Origin of the sequence: Thalassovita mangrovi, from assembly GCF_009857745.1 — a bacterium.
GTDB lineage: Bacteria > Pseudomonadota > Alphaproteobacteria > Rhodobacterales > Rhodobacteraceae > Thalassobius > Thalassobius mangrovi.
The window spans coordinates 31,534-50,879 of sequence record NZ_WWEN01000004.1; the positions used below are offsets into that span (position 1 = coordinate 31,534).

16 protein-coding genes are annotated in these 19,346 nt (G+C 65.2%); 6 read left to right on the forward strand and 10 right to left on the reverse strand.

Features of this window, described 5'->3' with window-relative positions; genetic code table 11:
• The first annotated feature begins 381 nt into the window (after positions 1-381).
• From ftsZ to recN, 4 genes are all read left to right on the forward strand, one after another.
• Entirely contained in the window at positions 382-2,004 is a 1,623-nt protein-coding gene (ftsZ, locus tag GR167_RS10420) for a cell division protein FtsZ (RefSeq protein ID WP_160973435.1), read from the forward strand.
• A 209-nt stretch (positions 2,005-2,213) separates the two neighbouring features.
• Positions 2,214-3,134 (forward strand): UDP-3-O-acyl-N-acetylglucosamine deacetylase, encoded by a 921-nt coding sequence (gene lpxC, locus GR167_RS10425; RefSeq protein ID WP_160973436.1) that lies wholly within the window; start codon positions 2,214-2,216, stop codon positions 3,132-3,134.
• 126 nt (positions 3,135-3,260) lie between these two features.
• Positions 3,261-4,109, forward strand: a complete 849-nt coding sequence (locus GR167_RS10430) for an outer membrane protein assembly factor BamD (RefSeq protein ID WP_160973437.1) — start codon at positions 3,261-3,263, stop codon at positions 4,107-4,109.
• Between the two features lie 27 nt (positions 4,110-4,136).
• On the forward strand, positions 4,137-5,789 hold the full coding sequence (gene recN / locus GR167_RS10435) for a DNA repair protein RecN (RefSeq protein ID WP_160973438.1): 1,653 nt from the start codon (positions 4,137-4,139) through the stop codon (positions 5,787-5,789).
• A gap of 203 nt (positions 5,790-5,992) precedes the next feature.
• On the opposite strand, the gene GR167_RS10440 is transcribed toward recN, so the two are convergent.
• On the reverse strand, positions 5,993-7,366 hold the full coding sequence (locus GR167_RS10440; protein WP_160973439.1) for an FAD-binding oxidoreductase: 1,374 nt from the start codon (positions 7,364-7,366) through the stop codon (positions 5,993-5,995).
• A gap of 157 nt (positions 7,367-7,523) precedes the next feature.
• Between GR167_RS10440 and GR167_RS10445 the strand changes: the two genes are divergently transcribed.
• The gene (locus GR167_RS10445) at positions 7,524-9,134 is read left to right on the forward strand and encodes a chloride channel protein (RefSeq protein ID WP_235915936.1); all 1,611 of its coding nucleotides are present in this window, start codon (positions 7,524-7,526) and stop codon (positions 9,132-9,134) included.
• Positions 9,135-9,140: 6 nt separating this feature from the next.
• On the opposite strand, the gene GR167_RS10450 is transcribed toward GR167_RS10445, so the two are convergent.
• The 8 genes from GR167_RS10450 to infC form a co-directional block, all read right to left on the reverse strand.
• A complete protein-coding gene (locus GR167_RS10450) occupies positions 9,141-9,608 on the reverse strand; it encodes a DUF2269 family protein (protein ID WP_160973441.1) in 468 nt (155 codons plus the stop codon).
• Positions 9,605-10,897, reverse strand: coding sequence for a DoxX-like family protein (locus GR167_RS10455; protein WP_160973442.1), 1,293 nt, complete (start codon positions 10,895-10,897; stop codon positions 9,605-9,607). The genes GR167_RS10450 and GR167_RS10455 overlap by 4 nt, the downstream gene beginning before the upstream one ends.
• Before the next feature lie 12 nt (positions 10,898-10,909).
• On the reverse strand, positions 10,910-11,251 hold the full coding sequence (locus GR167_RS10460) for a DUF427 domain-containing protein (RefSeq protein WP_160973443.1): 342 nt from the start codon (positions 11,249-11,251) through the stop codon (positions 10,910-10,912).
• Between the two features lie 62 nt (positions 11,252-11,313).
• A complete protein-coding gene (locus GR167_RS10465; protein WP_160973444.1) occupies positions 11,314-13,116 on the reverse strand; it encodes an aminopeptidase P family protein in 1,803 nt (600 codons plus the stop codon).
• A gap of 192 nt (positions 13,117-13,308) precedes the next feature.
• Positions 13,309-15,183 (reverse strand): cobaltochelatase subunit CobT, encoded by a 1,875-nt coding sequence (gene cobT / locus GR167_RS10470; protein WP_160973445.1) that lies wholly within the window; start codon positions 15,181-15,183, stop codon positions 13,309-13,311.
• 74 nt (positions 15,184-15,257) lie between these two features.
• Entirely contained in the window at positions 15,258-15,527 is a 270-nt protein-coding gene (locus GR167_RS10475) for a hypothetical protein (RefSeq protein WP_160973446.1), read from the reverse strand.
• 289 nt (positions 15,528-15,816) lie between these two features.
• Entirely contained in the window at positions 15,817-16,818 is a 1,002-nt protein-coding gene (gene cobS, locus GR167_RS10480) for a cobaltochelatase subunit CobS (protein ID WP_160973447.1), read from the reverse strand.
• A 212-nt stretch (positions 16,819-17,030) separates the two neighbouring features.
• On the reverse strand, positions 17,031-17,585 hold the full coding sequence (infC, locus tag GR167_RS10485) for a translation initiation factor IF-3 (RefSeq protein ID WP_442478244.1): 555 nt from the start codon (positions 17,583-17,585) through the stop codon (positions 17,031-17,033).
• Positions 17,586-17,771: 186 nt separating this feature from the next.
• Here infC and GR167_RS10490 point away from each other — a divergent pair, with 186 nt between their 5' ends.
• Positions 17,772-18,410 carry a hypothetical protein gene (locus tag GR167_RS10490; protein ID WP_160973448.1) on the forward strand — a complete coding sequence of 213 codons (639 nt, stop codon included), beginning with the start codon at positions 17,772-17,774 and terminating at the stop codon, positions 18,408-18,410.
• A 79-nt stretch (positions 18,411-18,489) separates the two neighbouring features.
• On the opposite strand, the gene GR167_RS10495 is transcribed toward GR167_RS10490, so the two are convergent.
• Positions 18,490-19,344, reverse strand: coding sequence for a ferredoxin--NADP reductase (locus tag GR167_RS10495; protein WP_160973449.1), 855 nt, complete (start codon positions 19,342-19,344; stop codon positions 18,490-18,492).
• Between the last annotated feature and the right edge of the window lie 2 nt (positions 19,345-19,346).

A 19,346-nucleotide genomic window follows, 5' to 3' on the forward strand; every position in this document is an offset into this window, starting at 1 on the left:
GGGGCTGGCCCCCAATCTTCTCTTTCCGCCGGGGGATGCGAATTCAGGGGATGACGCCCGAAACGATCTGCGCTAGGCTGTGGATAACCACCGGGAAAAGGTGGGGATAACGAGGACCGGGCAGGCCCTCCAAACATCGTCGCAAGGGATCGCAACGCAGCTTTCGGGCCGCGCGTTTCCGGTGTCTTGTGGTGCGCGGGTACGAATCCGCAAAATCTGCGGGGGATCGGCAAGATCCCGCGGATGCGCGCCTTATTTTGTCCATATTTCGTGGTGATTTTGCGTTTTTTTGATGACGCATGGGTTGGTTCCCGCTACCATCGGCGCTAATAGGCAGAAAAGCCCCGCATAGGCGGCGGACAATAACAGGCGGACAGATCCATGACATTGAATCTCTCGGTGCCCGGGCACGACGATTTGAAACCTCGTATCACTGTATTTGGCGTCGGCGGGGCCGGCGGCAACGCTGTGAATAACATGATCCAGCAGGAACTCAGCGGTGTCGACTTCGTGGTCGCCAACACCGACGCGCAGGCGCTGCAGCAATCGCACGCGACCAACCGCATCCAGCTGGGCGTGAAAGTGACCGAAGGTCTGGGCGCGGGCGCCCGGGCCAGCGTCGGCGCGGCCGCGGCCGAGGAAAGCATCGAACAGATCGTCGATCAGCTGGCTGGCGCGCATATGTGCTTCATCACCGCCGGCATGGGCGGCGGCACCGGCACCGGGGCGGCCCCGATCATCGCGCAGGCGGCGCGGGAACTGGGCGTGCTGACCGTCGGCGTCGTGACCAAGCCGTTCCAGTTCGAAGGCGCCAAGCGGATGCGCCAGGCCGAGGAAGGCGTCGAGACGCTGCAGAAGATGGTCGACACGCTGATCATCATCCCGAACCAGAACCTGTTCCGCCTCGCCAACGAGAAAACCACCTTCACCGAAGCCTTCAGCATGGCCGACAACGTGCTGTACCAGGGCGTGAAGGGGATTTCCGACCTGATGGTGCGCCCCGGCCTGATCAACCTCGACTTCGCCGACGTCCGTTCGGTGATGGACGAGATGGGCAAGGCGATGATGGGCACCGGCGAAGCGACCGGCGAAGACCGCGCCATCCAGGCCGCCGAGAAGGCGATCGCCAACCCGCTGCTGGATGAAATCAGCCTGAAGGGCGCCAAGGGCGTTCTGATCAACATCACCGGCGGTCACGACCTGACCCTGTTCGAACTGGACGAGGCGGCCAACCGCATCCGCGAAGAAGTGGACGCCGATGCCAATATCATCGTCGGCTCGACCCTGGATACCGACCTGGACGGCGGCATGCGCGTCAGCGTGGTCGCCACCGGCATCGACGCCTCGGAAAACCTGGGCGACATGCCGGCGCCGCGCCGCTCGATGGCCGCGCCGCTGAGCCAGCCCGCCCAGGTCGAAGCGCCGGTCGCCGAACAGCCGGCCCCGGTCGCCGAGGCCCAGGTTGCCGCCGAAGCCCCGGCCGAACCCAGCCTGTTCGAAGACCTGGACGCGCAGCGCACCGCCGCCGAAGAGCAGATGGAAGACATCTTCGAGGAAGAATACGAAGCCGAGGGCGAATTGCCGCCGCCGGCCTATCAGCCTCAGGTGGCCGAATTCAATCCGCAGCCCGACGCGCTGAACGCCGAGCCGCAATCGCTGGAAAGCTTCGTCGCGCCGCAACCGCGCCCCGCCGGTCAGCCGTCGGCCGAAGCCCTGGCCCGTCTGCAGGCCGCCGTGCATAACGTGCCGTCGCAGCAGGCCCAGCCGCAGCGCCAGCAGGCCCCGGTTCACGAACAGCCCGCCGCGCAGCAGCCGGCCGGCCGTTTCGGTCTGAATTCGCTGATCAACCGGATGACCGGCCACGCCGCCGAAGGTGCGGTGCAGCCGCAACAGGCGCGCCAGCAGCCGCAGATGCGCGCCCAGCAGCCGCTGCAGCAGCCCGAGGCGGACCCCGATCAGGAACGGATCGAAATCCCCGCCTTCCTGCGTCGCCAGGCAAATTGACGTTAAGTTAACGATCAAGGAATAGGCCGCCTTCGGGCGGCCTTTTTCGTTGCAGGGCAGGGGGTTACGCGTGAAATGGGCAATTTTCAGCCCATCTGTTTCAGCCATGTTTCAGTACGTTACAAAGATTGAGTTGAGCATACTTTTTGGTGGGGGTACCAAGACCGCGCGGTGCACAACGACGCATCGACAAGAAATTGGGGAAAATCTTGCAGACAACGCTCAAAGGGCCGGTCACCTTCACCGGAGTCGGATTGCATTCGGGAAAACCTGTGCGCATGATCCTGCGCCCTGCAATGGCCGATCACGGTATCTGGTTCCGCCGCACCGACGTCCTGTTCAAGGATGCGCTGGTGCCTGCCCGCTGGGACGTGGTGAACCAGTCGCCGCTCTGCACCCTGATCGAAAACGGCGCCGGCGTTTCGGTTTCCACCATCGAACATGTCATGGCGGCCCTGGCGGGCTGTGGCGTGCATAATGCGCTGATCGACATCGACGGCCCCGAAGTTCCGATCCTCGACGGCAGCGCGGCCAGCTTCGTGCGCGGCATCCTCTACAAGGGGTTGCGGGTGCAGGACGAACCGGTGCGCGCGATCAAGATCCTGAAACCCGTCGAAGTGACCCGCGGCGAAGCCTGGGCGCGGCTGGCCCCGCATGACGAATTGAAGATCGATTTCCACATCGATTTCGCCGACGCGGCGATCGGTGTGCAGCAGAAATCCCTGAAGATGGGCAATGGCAGCTTCGTGCGCGAACTGTGCGATTGCCGCACCTTCTGCCGTCAGGCCGATGTCGACGCGATGCGCGAAAACGGGCTGGCCCTGGGCGGTTCGATGGAAAACGCCGTGGTGGTCGATGGCGACAAGGTGCTGAGCCCGGGCGGTCTGCGCCGGGCCGACGAACCGGTGCGCCACAAGATGCTCGACGCGCTTGGCGATCTGGCGCTGGCGGGGGCCCCGGTGGTGGGGCTTTACACCGGCCACCGTGCCGGTCACGCGCTGACCAACGACCTGCTGCGGGCGCTTTTCGCGCGCCCCGACGCGTTCCGCATGGTCGAATGCGACGCCGATCTGATGGCGCGCCTGCCCGGTGTCGGCGTTCATCTGGGCGAGATCCCCGCGGTCGCCTGATCACGACTCCGCGTCAGGTGCAGAAATCCGCCCAAAGCCGTTTTGCAGCGCGATTTTCTGTGCTAGGACCGGATCAAGCATTGGGCCGTTACGGCCCGGAACGGTCCAGACGAGGGTGAGACAGTAATGACAGGTGGCGGGTCGCGCAAAAGGGTGATCGGTGTTCTTCTGCTGGTCGGGCTGTTGGCCGGATGCAGCGGGCAGGGTGCGTTGGACCGCGGCGAAGTTCCGCTGGAAGAATACACCGCCGAACAGATTTTCGGCCGGGGCGAATTCGAACTGGACCGCAATCGGCCGGAACAGGCGGCGTTCTTCTTTTCCGAAATCGAACGGCTTTACCCCTATTCCGACTGGGCCAAGCGGGCGCTGATCATGCAGGCGTTTTCCTATCACCAGGATCAGGATTACGAAAACAGTCGGGCGGCGGCGCAGCGGTACATCGATTTCTATCCCACCGATGACGACGCGGCCTATGCGCAATATCTGCTGGCGCTGAGCTATTACGACCAGATCGACGAGGTTGGCCGCGACCAGGGCCTGACCTTCCAGGCGCTGCAGGCGCTGCGCACGGTGATCGAACGCTACCCCGACAGCGAATATGCCCGTTCGGCGATTCTGAAATTCGAACTGGCCTTCGATCACCTGGCGGCCAAGGAAATGGAAATCGGCCGCTATTACCTGCGCCGCGATCATTTCGCCGCCGCGATCAACCGGTTCCGCGTCGTGGTCGAGGATTTCCAGACCACCACCCACACCGCCGAGGCGCTGCATCGCCTTGTCGAAGCCTACCTGTCGCTGGGCCTGACCGACGAGGCGCAGACCGCCGGCGCGATCCTGGGCCACAATTTCCGCTCCACCGAATGGTATCAGGACAGCTACCGCCTGCTGACCGGGCAGGGGCTGGAAATGAAGCCGCGCGGCGACAACTGGCTGAGCAAGATCTACCGCCAGATGGTCAAGGGGGAATGGCTCTGACCGGCCGTTTCGATCGGGAGAGGCAGGATGCTGCGCGCGCTTGAAATCCGCGACATGCTGATCATCGACCGGCTGGAATTGGATTTCCAGCCGGGGCTGAACGTGCTGACCGGGGAAACCGGGGCGGGTAAATCTATCCTGCTGGATTCAATGGGCTTCGTGTTGGGCTGGCGCGGTCGGGCGGAACTGGTCCGCTCCGGCGCCGATCAGGGCGAAGTGGTGGCGGTGTTCGAACTGCCCGCGGGCCACGCTGCCCATGCCGTTTTGGAAGAGGCCGGGTTGCCCGGCGGCGATGAGCTGATCCTGCGCCGGGTCAACAGCCGCGACGGCCGCAAGACCGCCTGGGTCAACGACCGCCGCTGTTCCGGCGAGGTGCTGCGCGGGCTGTCGGAAACCCTGATCGAGCTGCACGGCCAGCATGACGACCGCGGGCTTCTGGATCCCAAGGGGCACCGGGTGCTGCTGGATGTCTTCGGCGCCTATCCCGAATTGCAGGACGCCACCCGCGCCGCCTGGCGCGGGCTGTCGCAGGCCCGCAAGGAATTGACTCAGGCCGAGGCCGCGCTGACCGAGATGCGCGCCGAGGAGGATTTCCTGCGCCATGCGGTGGCGGAACTCGACAAGCTCGACCCGCAGCAGGGCGAGGAGGCGGAGCTCGACAGCCGCCGCCGCCAGATGCAGGGCGCCGAGCGTATCCGTGAAGACGTCGCGCGCGCGTTGCAGGCGCTGTCGGGCGAGGGCGCCGAGGGCGCGATGGGAGACGCTTTGCGCTGGCTCGAAGGGGCCTCGGAAAAGGCCGAGGGGGTGCTGGACGGCGCCATCGACGCGCTTGGCCGCGCCTTCAACGAACTGGGAGATGCCGTTCAGGGGGTGGAAACCGCGCTGGACGGGCTGAACTTCAACCCGCATGAGCTGGAACAGACCGAGGAGCGTTTGTTCGCAATTCGCGGGCTGGCTCGCAAGCACGGCGTGGCGCCGGACGATCTGGGCGGCTTTGCCGAGGGGCTGCGTACCCGGCTGGCGGCGCTGGACCGGGGCGATGCCGATATGGCGGAGTTGCAAAAGGCGCTGTCGCAGGCTGAATCCGCTTACGACAAGGCTGCCGGGGCGCTGAGCGCGGCACGGCGCGAGGCGGCGGGGCGGCTGGACAAGGCGGTGGCGGGCGAACTGGCGCCGCTGAAGATGGAACGCGCGGTGTTCACCACCGAGATTGCCGATACCGATCCGGGACCGGACGGGCGCGACGCAGTGGCCTTCACCGTCGCCACCAACCCCGGCGCGCCGTCGGGGCCGCTGGCCAAGATCGCCTCGGGCGGGGAGTTGAGCCGCTTCCTGCTGGCGCTGAAGGTCAGCCTGCATCAGAAGCAATCGGGCGTGACGATGATCTTCGACGAAATCGACCGCGGCGTGGGTGGGGCGACCGCCGACGCGGTGGGTCGCCGCCTGGCCGACCTGGCTTCGGGCGCGCAGGTTCTGGTGGTCACCCATTCGCCGCAGGTCGCTGCGCTTGGCGCACATCACTGGCGGGTGGAAAAGCGGGTCGAGGACAACGTGACGACCTCGACCGTGGTGCCCTTGGACGCGGACGAACGGGTAGACGAGATCGCCCGCATGGTCGCCGGTGATACGATCACTGAGGAAGCCCGTGGTGCGGCGCGGGCGCTGTTGGCGGCGACTTAATACGCTTCAACACAAGCGGTTCGCTTAAATCTAAGTGCCGCCCGGCTGAAGGCCGGGCAGCCCCCGACCGCCCCCATGGGCGGGGGCTTCACCCCCACCCGCGGCCGGGGGCTGCCCTTAGTTTTGTGTGTTTTTTACGTGAGATTGCCTGTCTGGAATTGGACCCGACCGGCTGGGGGCGGAATTTGACGCCAAATTCCGCCTCAGTTCCCGCGCAGAATCTTGCCGGGGTTCATGATGTTCTGCGGGTCGAGCGCCTGTTTCACGTCGCCCATCACGTCCCAGGCCGCGCCGTGCTCGGCATCCATGTATTTCTTCTTGCCCACCCCGATGCCGTGTTCGCCGGTCGCGGTGCCGCCCATCGCCAGCGAGCGTTCCACCATCCGGTGCGACAGGTCCTCGACCGCCTGCACCTCGGCGGGATTTTCATCGTCGAACAGCAGGATCGCGTGGAAATTGCCGTCGCCCACATGGCCCAGGATCGGCCCGGTGATCGGCGAGGCCTCGATATCGGCGCGGGTTTCATTGACCGCGTCGGCGAGCCGCGAAATCGGCACGCAGATATCGGTGACCAGCGCCTTGGCACCGGGTTTCGACGCCAGCACCGCCCAATGGGCATGGTGGCGCATCTTCCACAGGGCGGTGCGGTCTTCGGGCTTGGTGGCCCATTCGAACCCCTTGCCGCCGTGATCGGCGACGATTTCGCCGAAGATCTCAGCCTGTTCCTGCACGCCTGCTTCCGAGCCGTGGAATTCCACCATCAGGTGGGGACACAGCGGCATGTCGGACCCCGAATAGCCGTTGAAGGCCGCCGCCGTCGCTTCGTCCACGAATTCGATCCGCGCCATCGGGATGCCCATCTGGATCGTCGCGATCACCGCCTGCACGGCATCGTCTAGCTTGTCGAAGGCGCAGACCGCCGCCGTCACCGCCTCGGGCTGGCCCTGCAGCCGCAGGGTCAGTTCGGTGATAAGGCCAAGCGTGCCCTCGGCGCCGACGAACAGCCCGGTCAGGTCATATCCGGCCGAGGATTTGCGCGCCCGCGTGCCGGTGCGGATGATCCGCCCGTCGGCCAGCACCACCTCGAGCCCCAGAACGTTGTCGCGCATGGTGCCGTAGCGCACCGCCGTGGTGCCGCTGGCCCGGGTTGAGGCCATGCCGCCGATCGAAGCATTCGCCCCGGGATCGACCGGGAAAAACAGCCCCGTCGCGCGCAGCTCGGTATTCAGCGCCTCGCGGGTGATGCCGGGCTGGACGGAGACATCCATATCCTCGGCGCCGACCCGCAGCACCTTGTTCATGTTGCGGAAATCGACCGAGATACCGCCCTGGAACGCCTGCGCCTGACCTTCGAGCGAGGTGCCCGCGCCCCAGCCCACCACCGGGCAGCCGTTGCGGGCGCAGATTTTCACGATCTCCGACACTTCCTCGGTGCTTTCGGGATAGGCGACCGCATCGGGCGGGGTCAGCGGGAAATGCGATTCCGAGGCGCCATGCTGCTCAAGATCGGACTTGGAGCGGCTCAGGCGTTGGCCTAGTAAGGAAGAAAGCTCTTCAAGTGCGGTCTCGATCGTCATTATGGGCCTCCCGTGGTAATCGCGGGGAACCTATGCCAACGGGATCGGCGGGAAAAGGGCGAAAGCGCAGAGAGAGGCGATGGCAGAGCGGATCACCACCCAGCTGGCGAAACTGACGGGGGCCTGGATCGGGTCCTTTGCCGATCCGCTTCGGCTGATGCGCCGCAGCGGCCACAGCCAGGTCCGGTTCTGGTTCCTGGCCGCGCTGATCGGTGCGACGGCGGGATTTGCCGCGCTGTTCTTCCGCAAGGGGATCGAAACGCTGCAGGCCTACCTGTACGGCACCGACGACACCCTGCACCTGCACAGCTTTGCCGAAACGCTGCCCTGGTACTGGGTGCTGGGCCTGCCGATCGTCGGCGGGCTGGTGACCGGTCTGATCCTGCACCTGTTCACCCCCGACGCGCGGGTGCGTTCGGTCGCCGACGTGATCCACGGCGCGGCGATGCAGGACGGTCGGGTGGAAACCCGCGAAGGCGTCGCGTCAGCCTTCGCCTCGCTCATCACGCTCAGCACCGGCGGGTCGACCGGGCGAGAAGGCCCGGTTGTGCATATGGCGGCGGTGATCGCCAGCCGGGTCAGCAAATGGATCGGTGCCGACGGGCTGACCGCGCGCGACCTGCTGGGCTGTGCCGTGGCCGCCGCCGTGTCGGCCAGTTTCAACGCCCCCATCGCCGGGGCGCTGTTCGCGCTGGAGGTGGTGCTGCGCCATTTCGCTGTGCATGCCTTCGCCCCGATCGTGATCGCCAGCGTGGCAGGCACCATCATCAACCGGCTGGAATATGGCGGCATCACCGAATTTCACCTGCCGGAGGGCAACGTGTTGGAATTCTATGTCGAACTGCCTGCCTTCGTGATGCTGGGGCTGGTCTGCGGCGTGGTGGCCAGCGTGGTGATGCGCTCGGTCTTCTTTGCCGAGGACCTGGGCAACGCCATCGAGGACCGCACCGGGATGCCGCGCTGGTTGCGCCCGGCACTGGCCGGGGCGGCCCTGGGCGGCATCGCGATCTGGTTCCCGCATATCATCGGGGTCGGTTATGAAACCACCTCGGCCACGCTGACCGGGCAGATCGTGCTGGGCCAAGCCATCGGGTTTGCAGTGGTCAAGGTGATCGCGGTGGCGATCACCATGGCGGGCCGGATGGGGGGCGGGATGTTTTCACCCTCGCTGATGATCGGGGCGCTGACCGGGCTGTCCTTCGGGCTGATCGCGACGGGGGTGTTTCCCGAAGTGTCAGGCTCGCACACGCTTTACGCGCTGGCCGGGATGGGGGCGGTGGCCGCCGCGGTGCTGGGCGCGCCGATTTCCACCACCATGATCGTGTTTGAGCTGACCGGCGACTGGCAGACCGGGCTGGCGGTGATGGTGGCGGTGTCGCTGTCCACCGCGCTGGCCTCGCGGCTGGTCGACCGGTCCTTCTTCCTGACCCAGCTGGAACGGCGCGGCGTGCACCTGGCCGCCGGGCCGCAGGCTTATCTGCTGGCGATGTTCCGTGCCGCCACCTTGATGCGCCGCAACGACGATCCCGGCGCCGCCGACGCCACCCGTTGCGAGGAAATGATCGAGGACGGCATCTTCATCGACGGCGAGGCGACGCTGGAAGAGGCGATGCCGCTCTTTGACAAGGCCGGCGTGCCCTTCATTCCCGTGGTGGGCCGCCCCGACGCCGAAGGCGAACGCGAATTGCACGGGGCGTTGTTCCATGTCGATGCGCTGAAAACCTACAACAGCGCCCTGGCCGCCACCGCGGCCGAGGAACACAGCTGATCCGGATCAGAAGACGGGCTTTTCCAGCATAAGCCAGACGATCCCCAGCACCGCGAAGAAGGCCGGGAAGCCGCAGGCGAACCACAGCCGGTACAGCCGGTGATAGGCCGCGGGCAGGGGGGCGCCCCGATCACGCGCGGTGCGCGCCAGGTTGCGCATCCTGATCTGCATCCACACCACCGGCAGCCAGAACGCCCCGACGAACAGGTAGAGCAGTAGCGATACGGCCACCCAGCCTTCGAACAGGGGGTATCCTGCAGCGCGCGCCAGAAGATAGCCGGTGATCGGCTGCGCGATGGCGGCGGTGGCAGTGAACACGGTATCGGCCAGCACCACGATCCCGGCGACATGGGCGATCAGCGCCGGATCGCGGCTGCGGTTCGAAATCACCATGAAAAAGGCGATCCCCGCCCCGGTGCCCAACAGAACCGTCGCCCCGATCACGTGCAGGTATCTCAGAACTTCATAGCTCATCTGTCATCCGCCAGCCCAAGCACGACCAGCGCCAATCCGATCCCGGGCAATACCTTGACGAAGGGGCCGAGCGGGTCGGCCCAGATATCCGGGGTCAGGACGGTGCCGAAGATCAGGTATCCCAGCGACACCGTGATCATGCCGATAAGGCCCGGGCGCAGCCAGCGCCGCGACAGCACCGCCAGGCCCAGCAGCAGATCGGCCAGCGCGCCAAGGGCGACCGCGCCCTGGGCAAGCCCCGTCGCCACGCCCCGTTCGGTCAGGACCGCGACGGCGGCGTCGAAGCGGATCAGCCCGATCGCGCCCGACAGGGACCAGAACAGCGCCAGCAGCAGGACCAGCAGCGGAAACAGCAGGAACATCCGGGCGAACCAGCGTTCCTGCACCGTGGCGGGCAGCGCCGCCAGCGTTTCGTCAAGCGACCGGCAACGGAACCCGCCCGCCGCCTGCCAGGCGCCCGGATCGCCCGCGATCCCGTCCGACAGCGCCCGGATCGCGGTGCTGCGCAGCGGCGACCGCCAGCCCAGATGGCCCAGCAGGTCGGCCACGGCAGAAGACGCTTTCAGCAAGACACCGGGCAGCGGCAGGCGCAGTTTCGGATCGGATCCCCCCTGCCAGCGCCGGACCGTCTGCACCAGTTCGGGAAAGCTGCGGCTGTCGTCCTCGGTCAGGTCGGCGACGGTGCCGGAGGGGATCGCGCCCTGTGCGGCTAGCACAACCGCCCGCGCCAGATCGTCCAGCGCCACGGTCTGCACCTGCGCGCCCGGCAGGATCTGCAGCCCGACAAAGGGGATCGCTGCCGCCGCCCGCAGCAAGGCCGTGCCGCCATAGGCGGCGGGGCCGATCACCAGAACCGGCCGCAGGATCACATGGTCCAGCCCGGACCCTTGCAGGATCGCGTCGCCACGCGCCTTGGAGCGGAAGAATTCGGTCGAGGCGTGGGCGCTGACGCCGGCGGCGGAAATCTGCACCACGCGGGTCGCACTGCCCTCCAGCGCGGCGGTTATCCGTTTGACGGCGACCTCGTGAATGGCGCTCAGGTCGTCGCGCCCGCCATCCTGCAGGGCGCCCGCCGCGTTGACCACCACATCGGCATCGCGCAGCAAATCGCGCCATTCAGGGGTGTCGACCGACGGGATGTCGCGGATGATCCAGTCAAACCCCGGCCCCATCCGCCGGGCCGCCGCCGCCGAGCGTCCCATACCGGTCACAGCGAACCCGGCCCCGGCAAGCGCGCGCATCACGGCCGACCCGATCAGCCCATAGCCGCCCAGGACCACCGCTTTCATGTCAAGGGCCGCTCAGACCCGTTCGACGGCCAGCGTATCGGACCGCGCGAAGGCCAGGTAATCCTTGATCTGCGCGATCTCCGGCTTGGGGTCTTCATAGGACCAGGCGGCGTTTTCCAAGGTCGTGCTCTTGGTGACGATGGAATAATGGGTCGCCTCGCCCTTTTTCGGGCTGGTGGTGACCTGATCGGTCTTGTCGAGGAAGGGCATCGCCACATCCCCACGCGGGAAATAGATCACCGGGGCCAGCGCCCCTTCGCTCAGCTCCAGCGCATTCTTGGTCTCGCCCAGAACGGCGCCGCCTGCGCGGACAACCCAGGTGCCTTCGGCCTTGCGGATGGTGATATCGGTCATGTCTCTCTCCCTCGTGTCTTCTTTGCCCATACCCTGTGCCCCGTCAGTATGACAGGCATATGTCACAGCGGTTGGGTGGCATCGCGCAACCATATACGGGCCGGGCCGCTAAGCCGAGGGCCGATTTTGTCGCGGCAGGCGTCGTGATAGGCGTTGATCCAGTCGCGTTCGCCCTGGCTCAGCATATCGGCGCGGATCAGGCGGCGGTCGATCGGCACCCAGGTCAGGGTCTTGAAGCTCAGCATATCGCGATCGTCGGCACCGTCCAGCGCGGCGGCGTCTTCGACCACGATCAGGTTCTCGATACGGATGCCGAAGGCGCCTTCGCGGTAATAGCCCGGCTCGTTGGAGAGGATCATGCCCGGTTTCAGCGCCACCTCGGACACCCGGCTGATCCGCTGCGGCCCTTCATGGACGCAGAGGAACACGCCAACCCCATGGCCGGTGCCGTGGTTGTAATCCAGCCCCGCCTGCCACAGCGGCGCACGCGCGATGGCATCGATATCGCGCCCGGCCAGCCCGGCGGGGAAGCGCAGCCGCGAAATCCCGATCATGCCCTGCAACACGCGGGTGAAGCAGGTCTTTTCCTCGTCCCCAACATCGCCGACAGGCAGGGTGCGGGTGATGTCGGTGGTTCCGTTCAGGTACTGCCCGCCGCTGTCCAGCACGATCATCTGGCCGTTTTCCAGCGTGGCGTTGCTGTCATGGGTCACCCGGTAGTGGATCACGGCGCCGTTCGGACCGGTGCCCGAAATGGTGTCGAAGCTGATATCGCGCAGCGCATTGGTGGCGCGGCGGCGGTTTTCCAGCTCGGTCACCATGTCGATTTCGGTCAGGCTGCCGATGGGCTGTTCGTCGTACCAGCACAGGAATTCGCAGATCGCGGCGGCATCCATCAGGTGCGCCTCGGCCGTGTTGGCGATCTCGGTGGCGTTCTTGCAGGCCTTGGGCAGGATGCACGGATCCTGGCCCCAGGCGATCTCCACGCTCGCCGCTTGCAATTCGCGCGACACCTGCAGCGGCGCCGATCCCTTGTCGACCCGCACCGGGCCTGAAAGAGCGCGCAGCGCGCCAGCAAAGGCGTCGGGCGCTTGAATTGTGACGTCTTCGCCCAGATGCGCGGGCTCATCGTCACCGACCTTGGCCGGATCGACGAACAGGTCCAGCTTGCCATCGTCATGCAGGATCGCCACCGCATGGGGCACCGGGTTGCGCGGGATGTCGCTGCCGCGGATGTTCAAGAGCCAGGCCAGCGAGTCGGGCAGGGTGATCACCGCCGCCCGCTGCCCGTCCTGTGCCAACCGTCCGGCCAGCCGCACGCGTTTCGCGGCGTGGCTTTCCCCGGCCAGATCGTCGGGATAGGGAAAAATCGCGCCCATCGGCGGCTCGGGCTGATCGGTCCAGATCGCGTCGACAAGGTTGCCGACTGGGCGCAGCTCTATCCCGCTGTCCTGCAACGCTTTTTCCAGCTTGCCGATTTCTTCGGCCGTGTGCAGCCAGGGATCGAAACCGACCACGCCGCCCTGCGGCAGCTGTTCAGGCAGCCACTCGGCCAGCCCGGTTTCGGGCCAGGGCACCGGGGTGAAATGCTCCAGATCGACCTGCGCCTTGACCTGGGTGCGATAGCGCCCATCAATGAACACGCCCGCGACCTGCATCAGTGCGGCGCAGAACCCGGCCGAACCGGTGAAGCCGCTGAGCCAGGCCAGACGGCTGTCGCGCGCGGAGACATATTCGCCCTGATACATGTCCGCCCGCGGCACCAGGAACCCGGCCAGCCCTTCGGCCCCCATCGCCGCGCGCAGCGCCGCCAGCCGTGCCGCGCCCTGCGCCGGATCGGCGGTTTCTTCAAAGCTCTGGAACATTGCGTCTCCCAAATTCTCAATTCCCCCGGACAAGGCCATGACGCCGCCGGGTCAAACCCCAAGTCACCCCCGGGTTTCTTCTTGGCGAAAATACTCCCGCCGGAGGCAAATACCGAAGGAAAATGGCAGGGCCATTTTCCTGAGATATCAAGCGCGCCCGGAACGGGCGCACAATAAAAATCGGCTGGCTGCTCAGCTGGCCTTCTTGATGCCGATCATCCGCGCCCTGGCGCGGGGATCGTGATCGAACAGGCCCGCCAGTTGCTCGGTCATCGCGCCGGCTAGTTGCTCGGCATCGGTGATGGTGACGGCGTGCTGGTAATAGCGCGTCACGTCGTGGCCGATGCCGATGGCGATCAGTTCGACCTGCTTGCGCTTCTCGACCATGGCGATCACGTCGCGTAGGTGCTTTTCCAGGTAATTGGCCGGGTTCACCGACAGGGTGGAATCGTCCACCGGGGCGCCGTCGGAAATCACCATCAGGATCTTGCGCTGCTCGGGCCGCGCCAGCATCCGCCGATGCGCCCATTCCAGCGCCTCGCCGTCGATGTTTTCCTTCAGCAGACCTTCCTTCATCATCAGGCCCAGGTTGGCCTTGGATCGCCGCATCGGCGAATCCGCCTTCTTGTAGATGATGTGGCGCAGGTCGTTCAGCCGCCCGGGCTGCTGGGGCCGGCCCTCGGCCAGCCATTTTTCGCGGCTCTGACCGCCCTTCCAGGCGCGGGTGGTGAAGCCCAGAACCTCGACCTTCACGTCGCAGCGTTCCAGGGTGGAGGCCAGAACGTCGGCGCAGATCGCCGCGATCGAAATCGGGCGGCCGCGCATCGACCCGGAATTGTCCAGCAGCAGCGTCACCACGGTGTCGCGGAATTCGGTGTCCTTTTCGACCTTGAAGGACAAGGGCGTGGTCGGGTTGGCGATCACCCGCGCCAGACGCCCGGCATCGAGAATGCCTTCCTCCATGTCGAACAACCAGGACCGGTTCTGCTGCGCCTGCAGGCGGCGCTGCAGCTTGTTGGCCAGACGGCTGACCGCGCCCTTCAGCGGCTCCAGCTGCTGGTCGAGATAGGCGCGCAGCCGTTCCAGCTCGGCGGGTTCGGCCAGGTCCTCGGCGGCGATTTCCTCGTCGAAGCTGCTGTCGTAGACGACGTAATTCGGATCGGCCTCGGATACCGGCGGGGCGGGCGGCTCCATCGGCGCTTCGCCATCGGGCAGCTCGGTTTCCTCGGACATTTCGTCCTCGGCCATCTCGTCCATGCTGACCTGGGCTTCGGAACTGTCCTGGGTTTCGTCCTGCGACCGTTCCGGTTCGGCCTCGGCGTCCTGATCGTCCTGGTCGTCCTGACCGGAGCTATCGGGTTCGGGCTGGTCTTCGCTGTCTTCCTCGGCGTCGTCCTGCTGGTCTTCGTCTTCCTGATCGGGATCTTCGCCCAGCTGGTCGCCATAGCCCAGATCGTCGATCACCTGGCGCGCGAAACGGGCGAAGGCGGCCTGGTCCGACAGGGTGTCCTGCAGGTTTTCCAGCGTGTCGCCAGCTTGATTTTCAATGAAGCCGCGCCACAGTTCCATCACGTTGTCGCAGGCCGGCGGCAGCGGCCGCCCGGTGGCGAGGTGACGGATCAGGTAACCGGCGGCGGTGGCCAAGGGCGCGTCCGAGGGCTGGGTGATCTGGTCAAAGCCGGCGCGGCGCGCTTCGGCTTCCAGCTTCACGTCGATATTGCCGGCGGTGCCGGGCATGTCGCGCGCGCCCATCGCTTCGCAGCGGGCGGTTTCCATCGCCTCATAAAGGGTGCGCGCCATGTCGCCCGGCGGGGCGTAGCGGGCATGGGTCGCGTCGTCATGGTAACGGCGCTGCATCGCCAGCGCGTCGGCGGTGCCGCGGGCCAGCAGAACCTCGTCCCGCGTCATCCGGCGGCTGACCTGCGGCAGGCGCATCGTGTCACCGGCGAGCCCCGCGGGATCGACCGAATAGGCCACATTCAGTTCAGGGTCGTCGGCCATCACCTTGGTCGCTTCGGCGAGGGCCTTCTTGAACGGATCGGCGGGATTGTCGGACGGTTTCTTCATGAGATTGATAAATCACGTCCCCGGCGGAAAAGGCAAGGCGGGAATCTGTCCCAAGGGCCTTTCCGCAGCGGCGTTCAGCCCAAAAGCAGCGATCGGCAGGCGTCGATCTGGCGCCGGGCGATCCGCCCGGCCATCTGCGCGTCGTGACGATCCGAGTTGAACACCGCCCGGTCCAGCAGCGCGGCCTGGGCCATTTTCGCCTCGATCCGCCAATGCATCACCTCGGGGCCCTGATCGATCGGGGTGATCGCGTCGAGGATGTCGATCAGCGCGGCGCGGGCGGTTTCGGTCGCCTCGGACGCTTCCGTGTCGAACATCCACTGATATTCCATCTGCGCCGACATCCGCCCGGTGCAGGTGGCAAAGAAATGAAGCTGATCACGGGGCGCGGCGGCAGCGTCCGAAGGAATTGGGGCGCCGACCGCTGCCGCCAGCGCAAATGGGAGGAAAGTTTTTAATGCGCCCATAATAAAATCATTATGGCACAAAATTCGCCATAAAAGAAGGCGTTTTGAAAACTATAGCTGAGACCCGTTCGGCGGGGCGGGATTCCCGCCGCGTGTCAGCCGGTCAGCCGGGCAAAGAAAAAGCCCCGCAAATTGCGGGGCTTGTCCTGTTTCATGCCGGTCGCGATCAGGCCAGCGCGTTGCTGGCGGCGCTTTCGGGCAGTTCCTCGTCGAAGCAGCGCTGATAGAACTCGGCCACCGTCTGGCGTTCCAGTTCGTCGCATTTGTTGAGGAAGGTCAGGCGGAAGGCGTACCCGACATTGCGGAAGATCTCGGTGTTCCAGGCCCAGTTGATCACGGTCCGCGGGCTCATCACCGTCGACAGTTCGCCGTTCATGAAGGCGGTCCGGGTCAGGTCGGCCAGGGTCACCATCTGGGCCACGGTCTTGCGGCCCTTTTCGGTGTTGAAATGCGGCGCCTTGCCCAGAACGATCATGGTTTCGGCGTCATGCGACAGATAGTTCAGCGTGGCGACCAGAGACCAGCGGTCCATCTGTGCCTGGTTGATCTGCTGCACCCCGTGATAGAGCCCGGTGGTGTCGCCCAGGCCAACGGTGTTGGCGGTGGCGAACAGGCGGAAATAGGGGTTCGGCGTGATCACTTCGTTCTGGTCCAGCAGCGTCAGCTTGCCGTCATGTTCCAGGACCCGCTGGATCACGAACATCACGTCGGCGCGGCCGGCATCGTATTCGTCGAACACGATCGCGGTCGGGTTGCGCAGCGCCCAGGGCAGGATGCCTTCGTGGAATTCGGTGACCTGCTTGCCGTCGCGCAGCTTGATCGCGTCCTTGCCGATCAGGTCGATCCGGCTGATATGGCTGTCGAGGTTGACCCGCACGCAGGGCCAGTTCAGCCGTGCCGCGACCTGTTCGATATGGGTCGATTTACCGGTGCCGTGATAGCCCTGGATCATCACGCGGCGATTGCGCGAAAACCCGGCCAGGATGGCCAGCGTGGTGTCGGGATCGAATTTGTAGGTGGGGTCGATCTCGGGCACGCGGTCGGTGGTCTCGGCAAAGCCCTTCACGACCATATCGGTATCGAAGCCGAATACGTCGCGGACGGAAATGTCTTCGGTCGGTTTTGCTGTGCTGTCCATCGTGCCGTCTGCCTTATCAAAAAAACTCATGCGTCGCGGAACCGAAGGTTCCGACCGTTGTGGTGCAACATATAGGGGCCGAGGGCAAGGGGGCGCGACATTTTCCGCCACGTTCCGGCGGTCTGCGGCGTCAAATCCGCCCGCTTACCCGGCATCGGCGGTCTTGGCGCGCGCCCGGAACAAAAAACGCCCCCAGCGGTCTGCCGACCCGGGGGCGTTCGAAATGCGTCGAAAAGACCGGCTTACTTGCTCAGCGGCCCGATCATCATGATCATCTGGCGGCCTTCCATCTTCGGCATGTTTTCCACCTTGCCGATTTCCTTGATGTCCTCGGCCACGCGTTCCAGCAGTTCACGGCCCAGGTTCTGGTGCGCCATTTCGCGGCCGCGGAAGCGCAGGGTGACCTTCACCTTGTCGCCGTTTTCCAGGAACTTGATCACGTTGCGCATCTTGACCTGATAGTCGTGCGTATCGGTGTTGGGGCGGAACTTGACCTCTTTGACTTCGATGATCTTCTGCTTCTTCCGCGCCTCGGATTCCCGCTTCTGCTGTTCGTACTTGAACTTGCCGAAGTCCATGATCTTGCATACGGGCGGCGTGGCGTTGGGCGAAATCTCCACCAGGTCCAGGCCTGCCTCTTCGGCCATGGCCATGGCGCGGGCAGGGGTCACGACGCCGACATTTTCGCCTTCGGCTCCGATCAGGCGGATTTCCGTGGCGCGAATGCGGTCGTTGACGCGGGGGCCGGTGTCGCGCGTCGGGGGCGCGTTATGAGGTCTGCGGGCTATGGTTTCGATCCTTCGATTATTGGCGAATTCGAAACCGCAAGGTAACGATTGCGGGCGGCTACTTCAAGCGGCAAATCCTCGCTCATGCTTTTATTTTTAGCGCTTTCCCCTTGTCGCCGCCGCGGTTGAGCGGCATCTGGGCGGCCCAAGCATACCGGGTTGAATATCCACCCGGGGAAGAAAGGAAAAGGTATCATGAAAAACCTGATTTGGGTCGCTTTGGCGACGATTGTCATCGCTGCGGCATATTTCGTATTCGTGAAGCCGAAGTCGGAAACCGGCATCAGCCCGGTCGTTACATCTCCGGTCGTCGAAACCCCGGTCGATGACGCCCCGGCCGCCGCGCCGGAGCCGAGCGCCGAGGAAGCCGCGCCGGTGGAAGAGGCTGCTCAAGAGATGCAGGATGCCGCCCAGGACGCGGCAGAGACCGTGCAGGGCGTGGTAGAGGACGCGGTTGAAAGCGTCGTCGAAGACGGTGCCACCGTGGCCGGCGCGGTCGAACAGGCCGTCGAAGGCGCAGCCGGGGCCGCCGAACAGGCCGTGAAAGATGCCGTTCAGAGCGCCGTTGACGCGGCCGGGGCCGCCGCGGACAGCGCAAGCGAAGCGACGGACAGCAGCAATCAGGCCACCGAAGAGGTTTCTGAACTGACCGATCCGGCCGATCTGTTCACCGTCGAAGGCTTCGTGCTGGACCAGGCGCTGGATTATGTCGACGCCTCCGGCCTGGACGCGGTGACCAAGATGGCGACCAAGACCGCGATCGAGAAGGCCAAGGACAATCCCGAGCTGCTGAAAGCGGCGCTGCAGGCGGCCCGGGCCAAGCTGGGCCTGTAATCCTCCCGCCGGACGAAACAGAAACGCCGCGCAAGCGATTGCGCGGCGTTTATTATTTCCGGGTTTCAGTGCGGCCGGATCAGTCCAGGAAGGCCTTTTCGACCACGTATTGCGCAGGCTTCGAATTGGCCCCTTCTTCCAGCCCGTAACCTTCCAGCATGTCCTTGATTTCCAGGTTGAAGGCCAGGTTGCCGCAGACCATCGCGCGGTCGTCTTCGGGGTTGATCGGCGCCACGCCCAGGTCCGCGAACGCCTCGCCCGAGCGCATCAGGTCGGTGATGCGGCCCATCTTGGGGCTCTCTTCGCGGGTGGTGGTGGGGTAATACTTGATCTTCTTCCAGAACCCTTCGCCGATCACCTCGTTCAGCAACTCGTCGGTTTTCAGCGCCTCGATCAGTTCGCGGCCATATTGCAGCTCGCCCACTTCGCGGCAGGTATGGGTGATGATCACCTCGTCGTAATCCTGATAGGTCTGCGGTTCGCGCAGCAGCGACGCGAAGGGCGCAAAACCGGTGCCGGTGGCGAAGAACCAGATGCGCTTGCCGGGCAGCAGCGCGTCATGCACCAGCGTGCCGACGGGTTTCGGGCGCAGGATGATTTCATCGCCCACCTTGATGTGCTGCAGTTTCGAGGTCAGCGGCCCGTCCTGCACCTTGATCGAATAGAACTCCAGCTCCTCGTCCCAGGAGGGCGAGGCGATGGAATAGGCGCGCAGAAGCGGCTTTTGCTTGCCGGTCTTCGGGTCCGGGTCGCCCATCAGCCCGATCATCACGAATTCGCCGGAACGGAAGCGCAAGGCCGCGGGCCGGGTGCAGCGGAAGGAAAACAGACGGTCGGTCCAATGCTTGACCTCGGTGACGGTCTGGGCATCGGGCAGGGTGGGAACTTTGGGCGCGGGGGCTGCGGCTTCGGTCACTGTGCTCATCTCGGTCATAA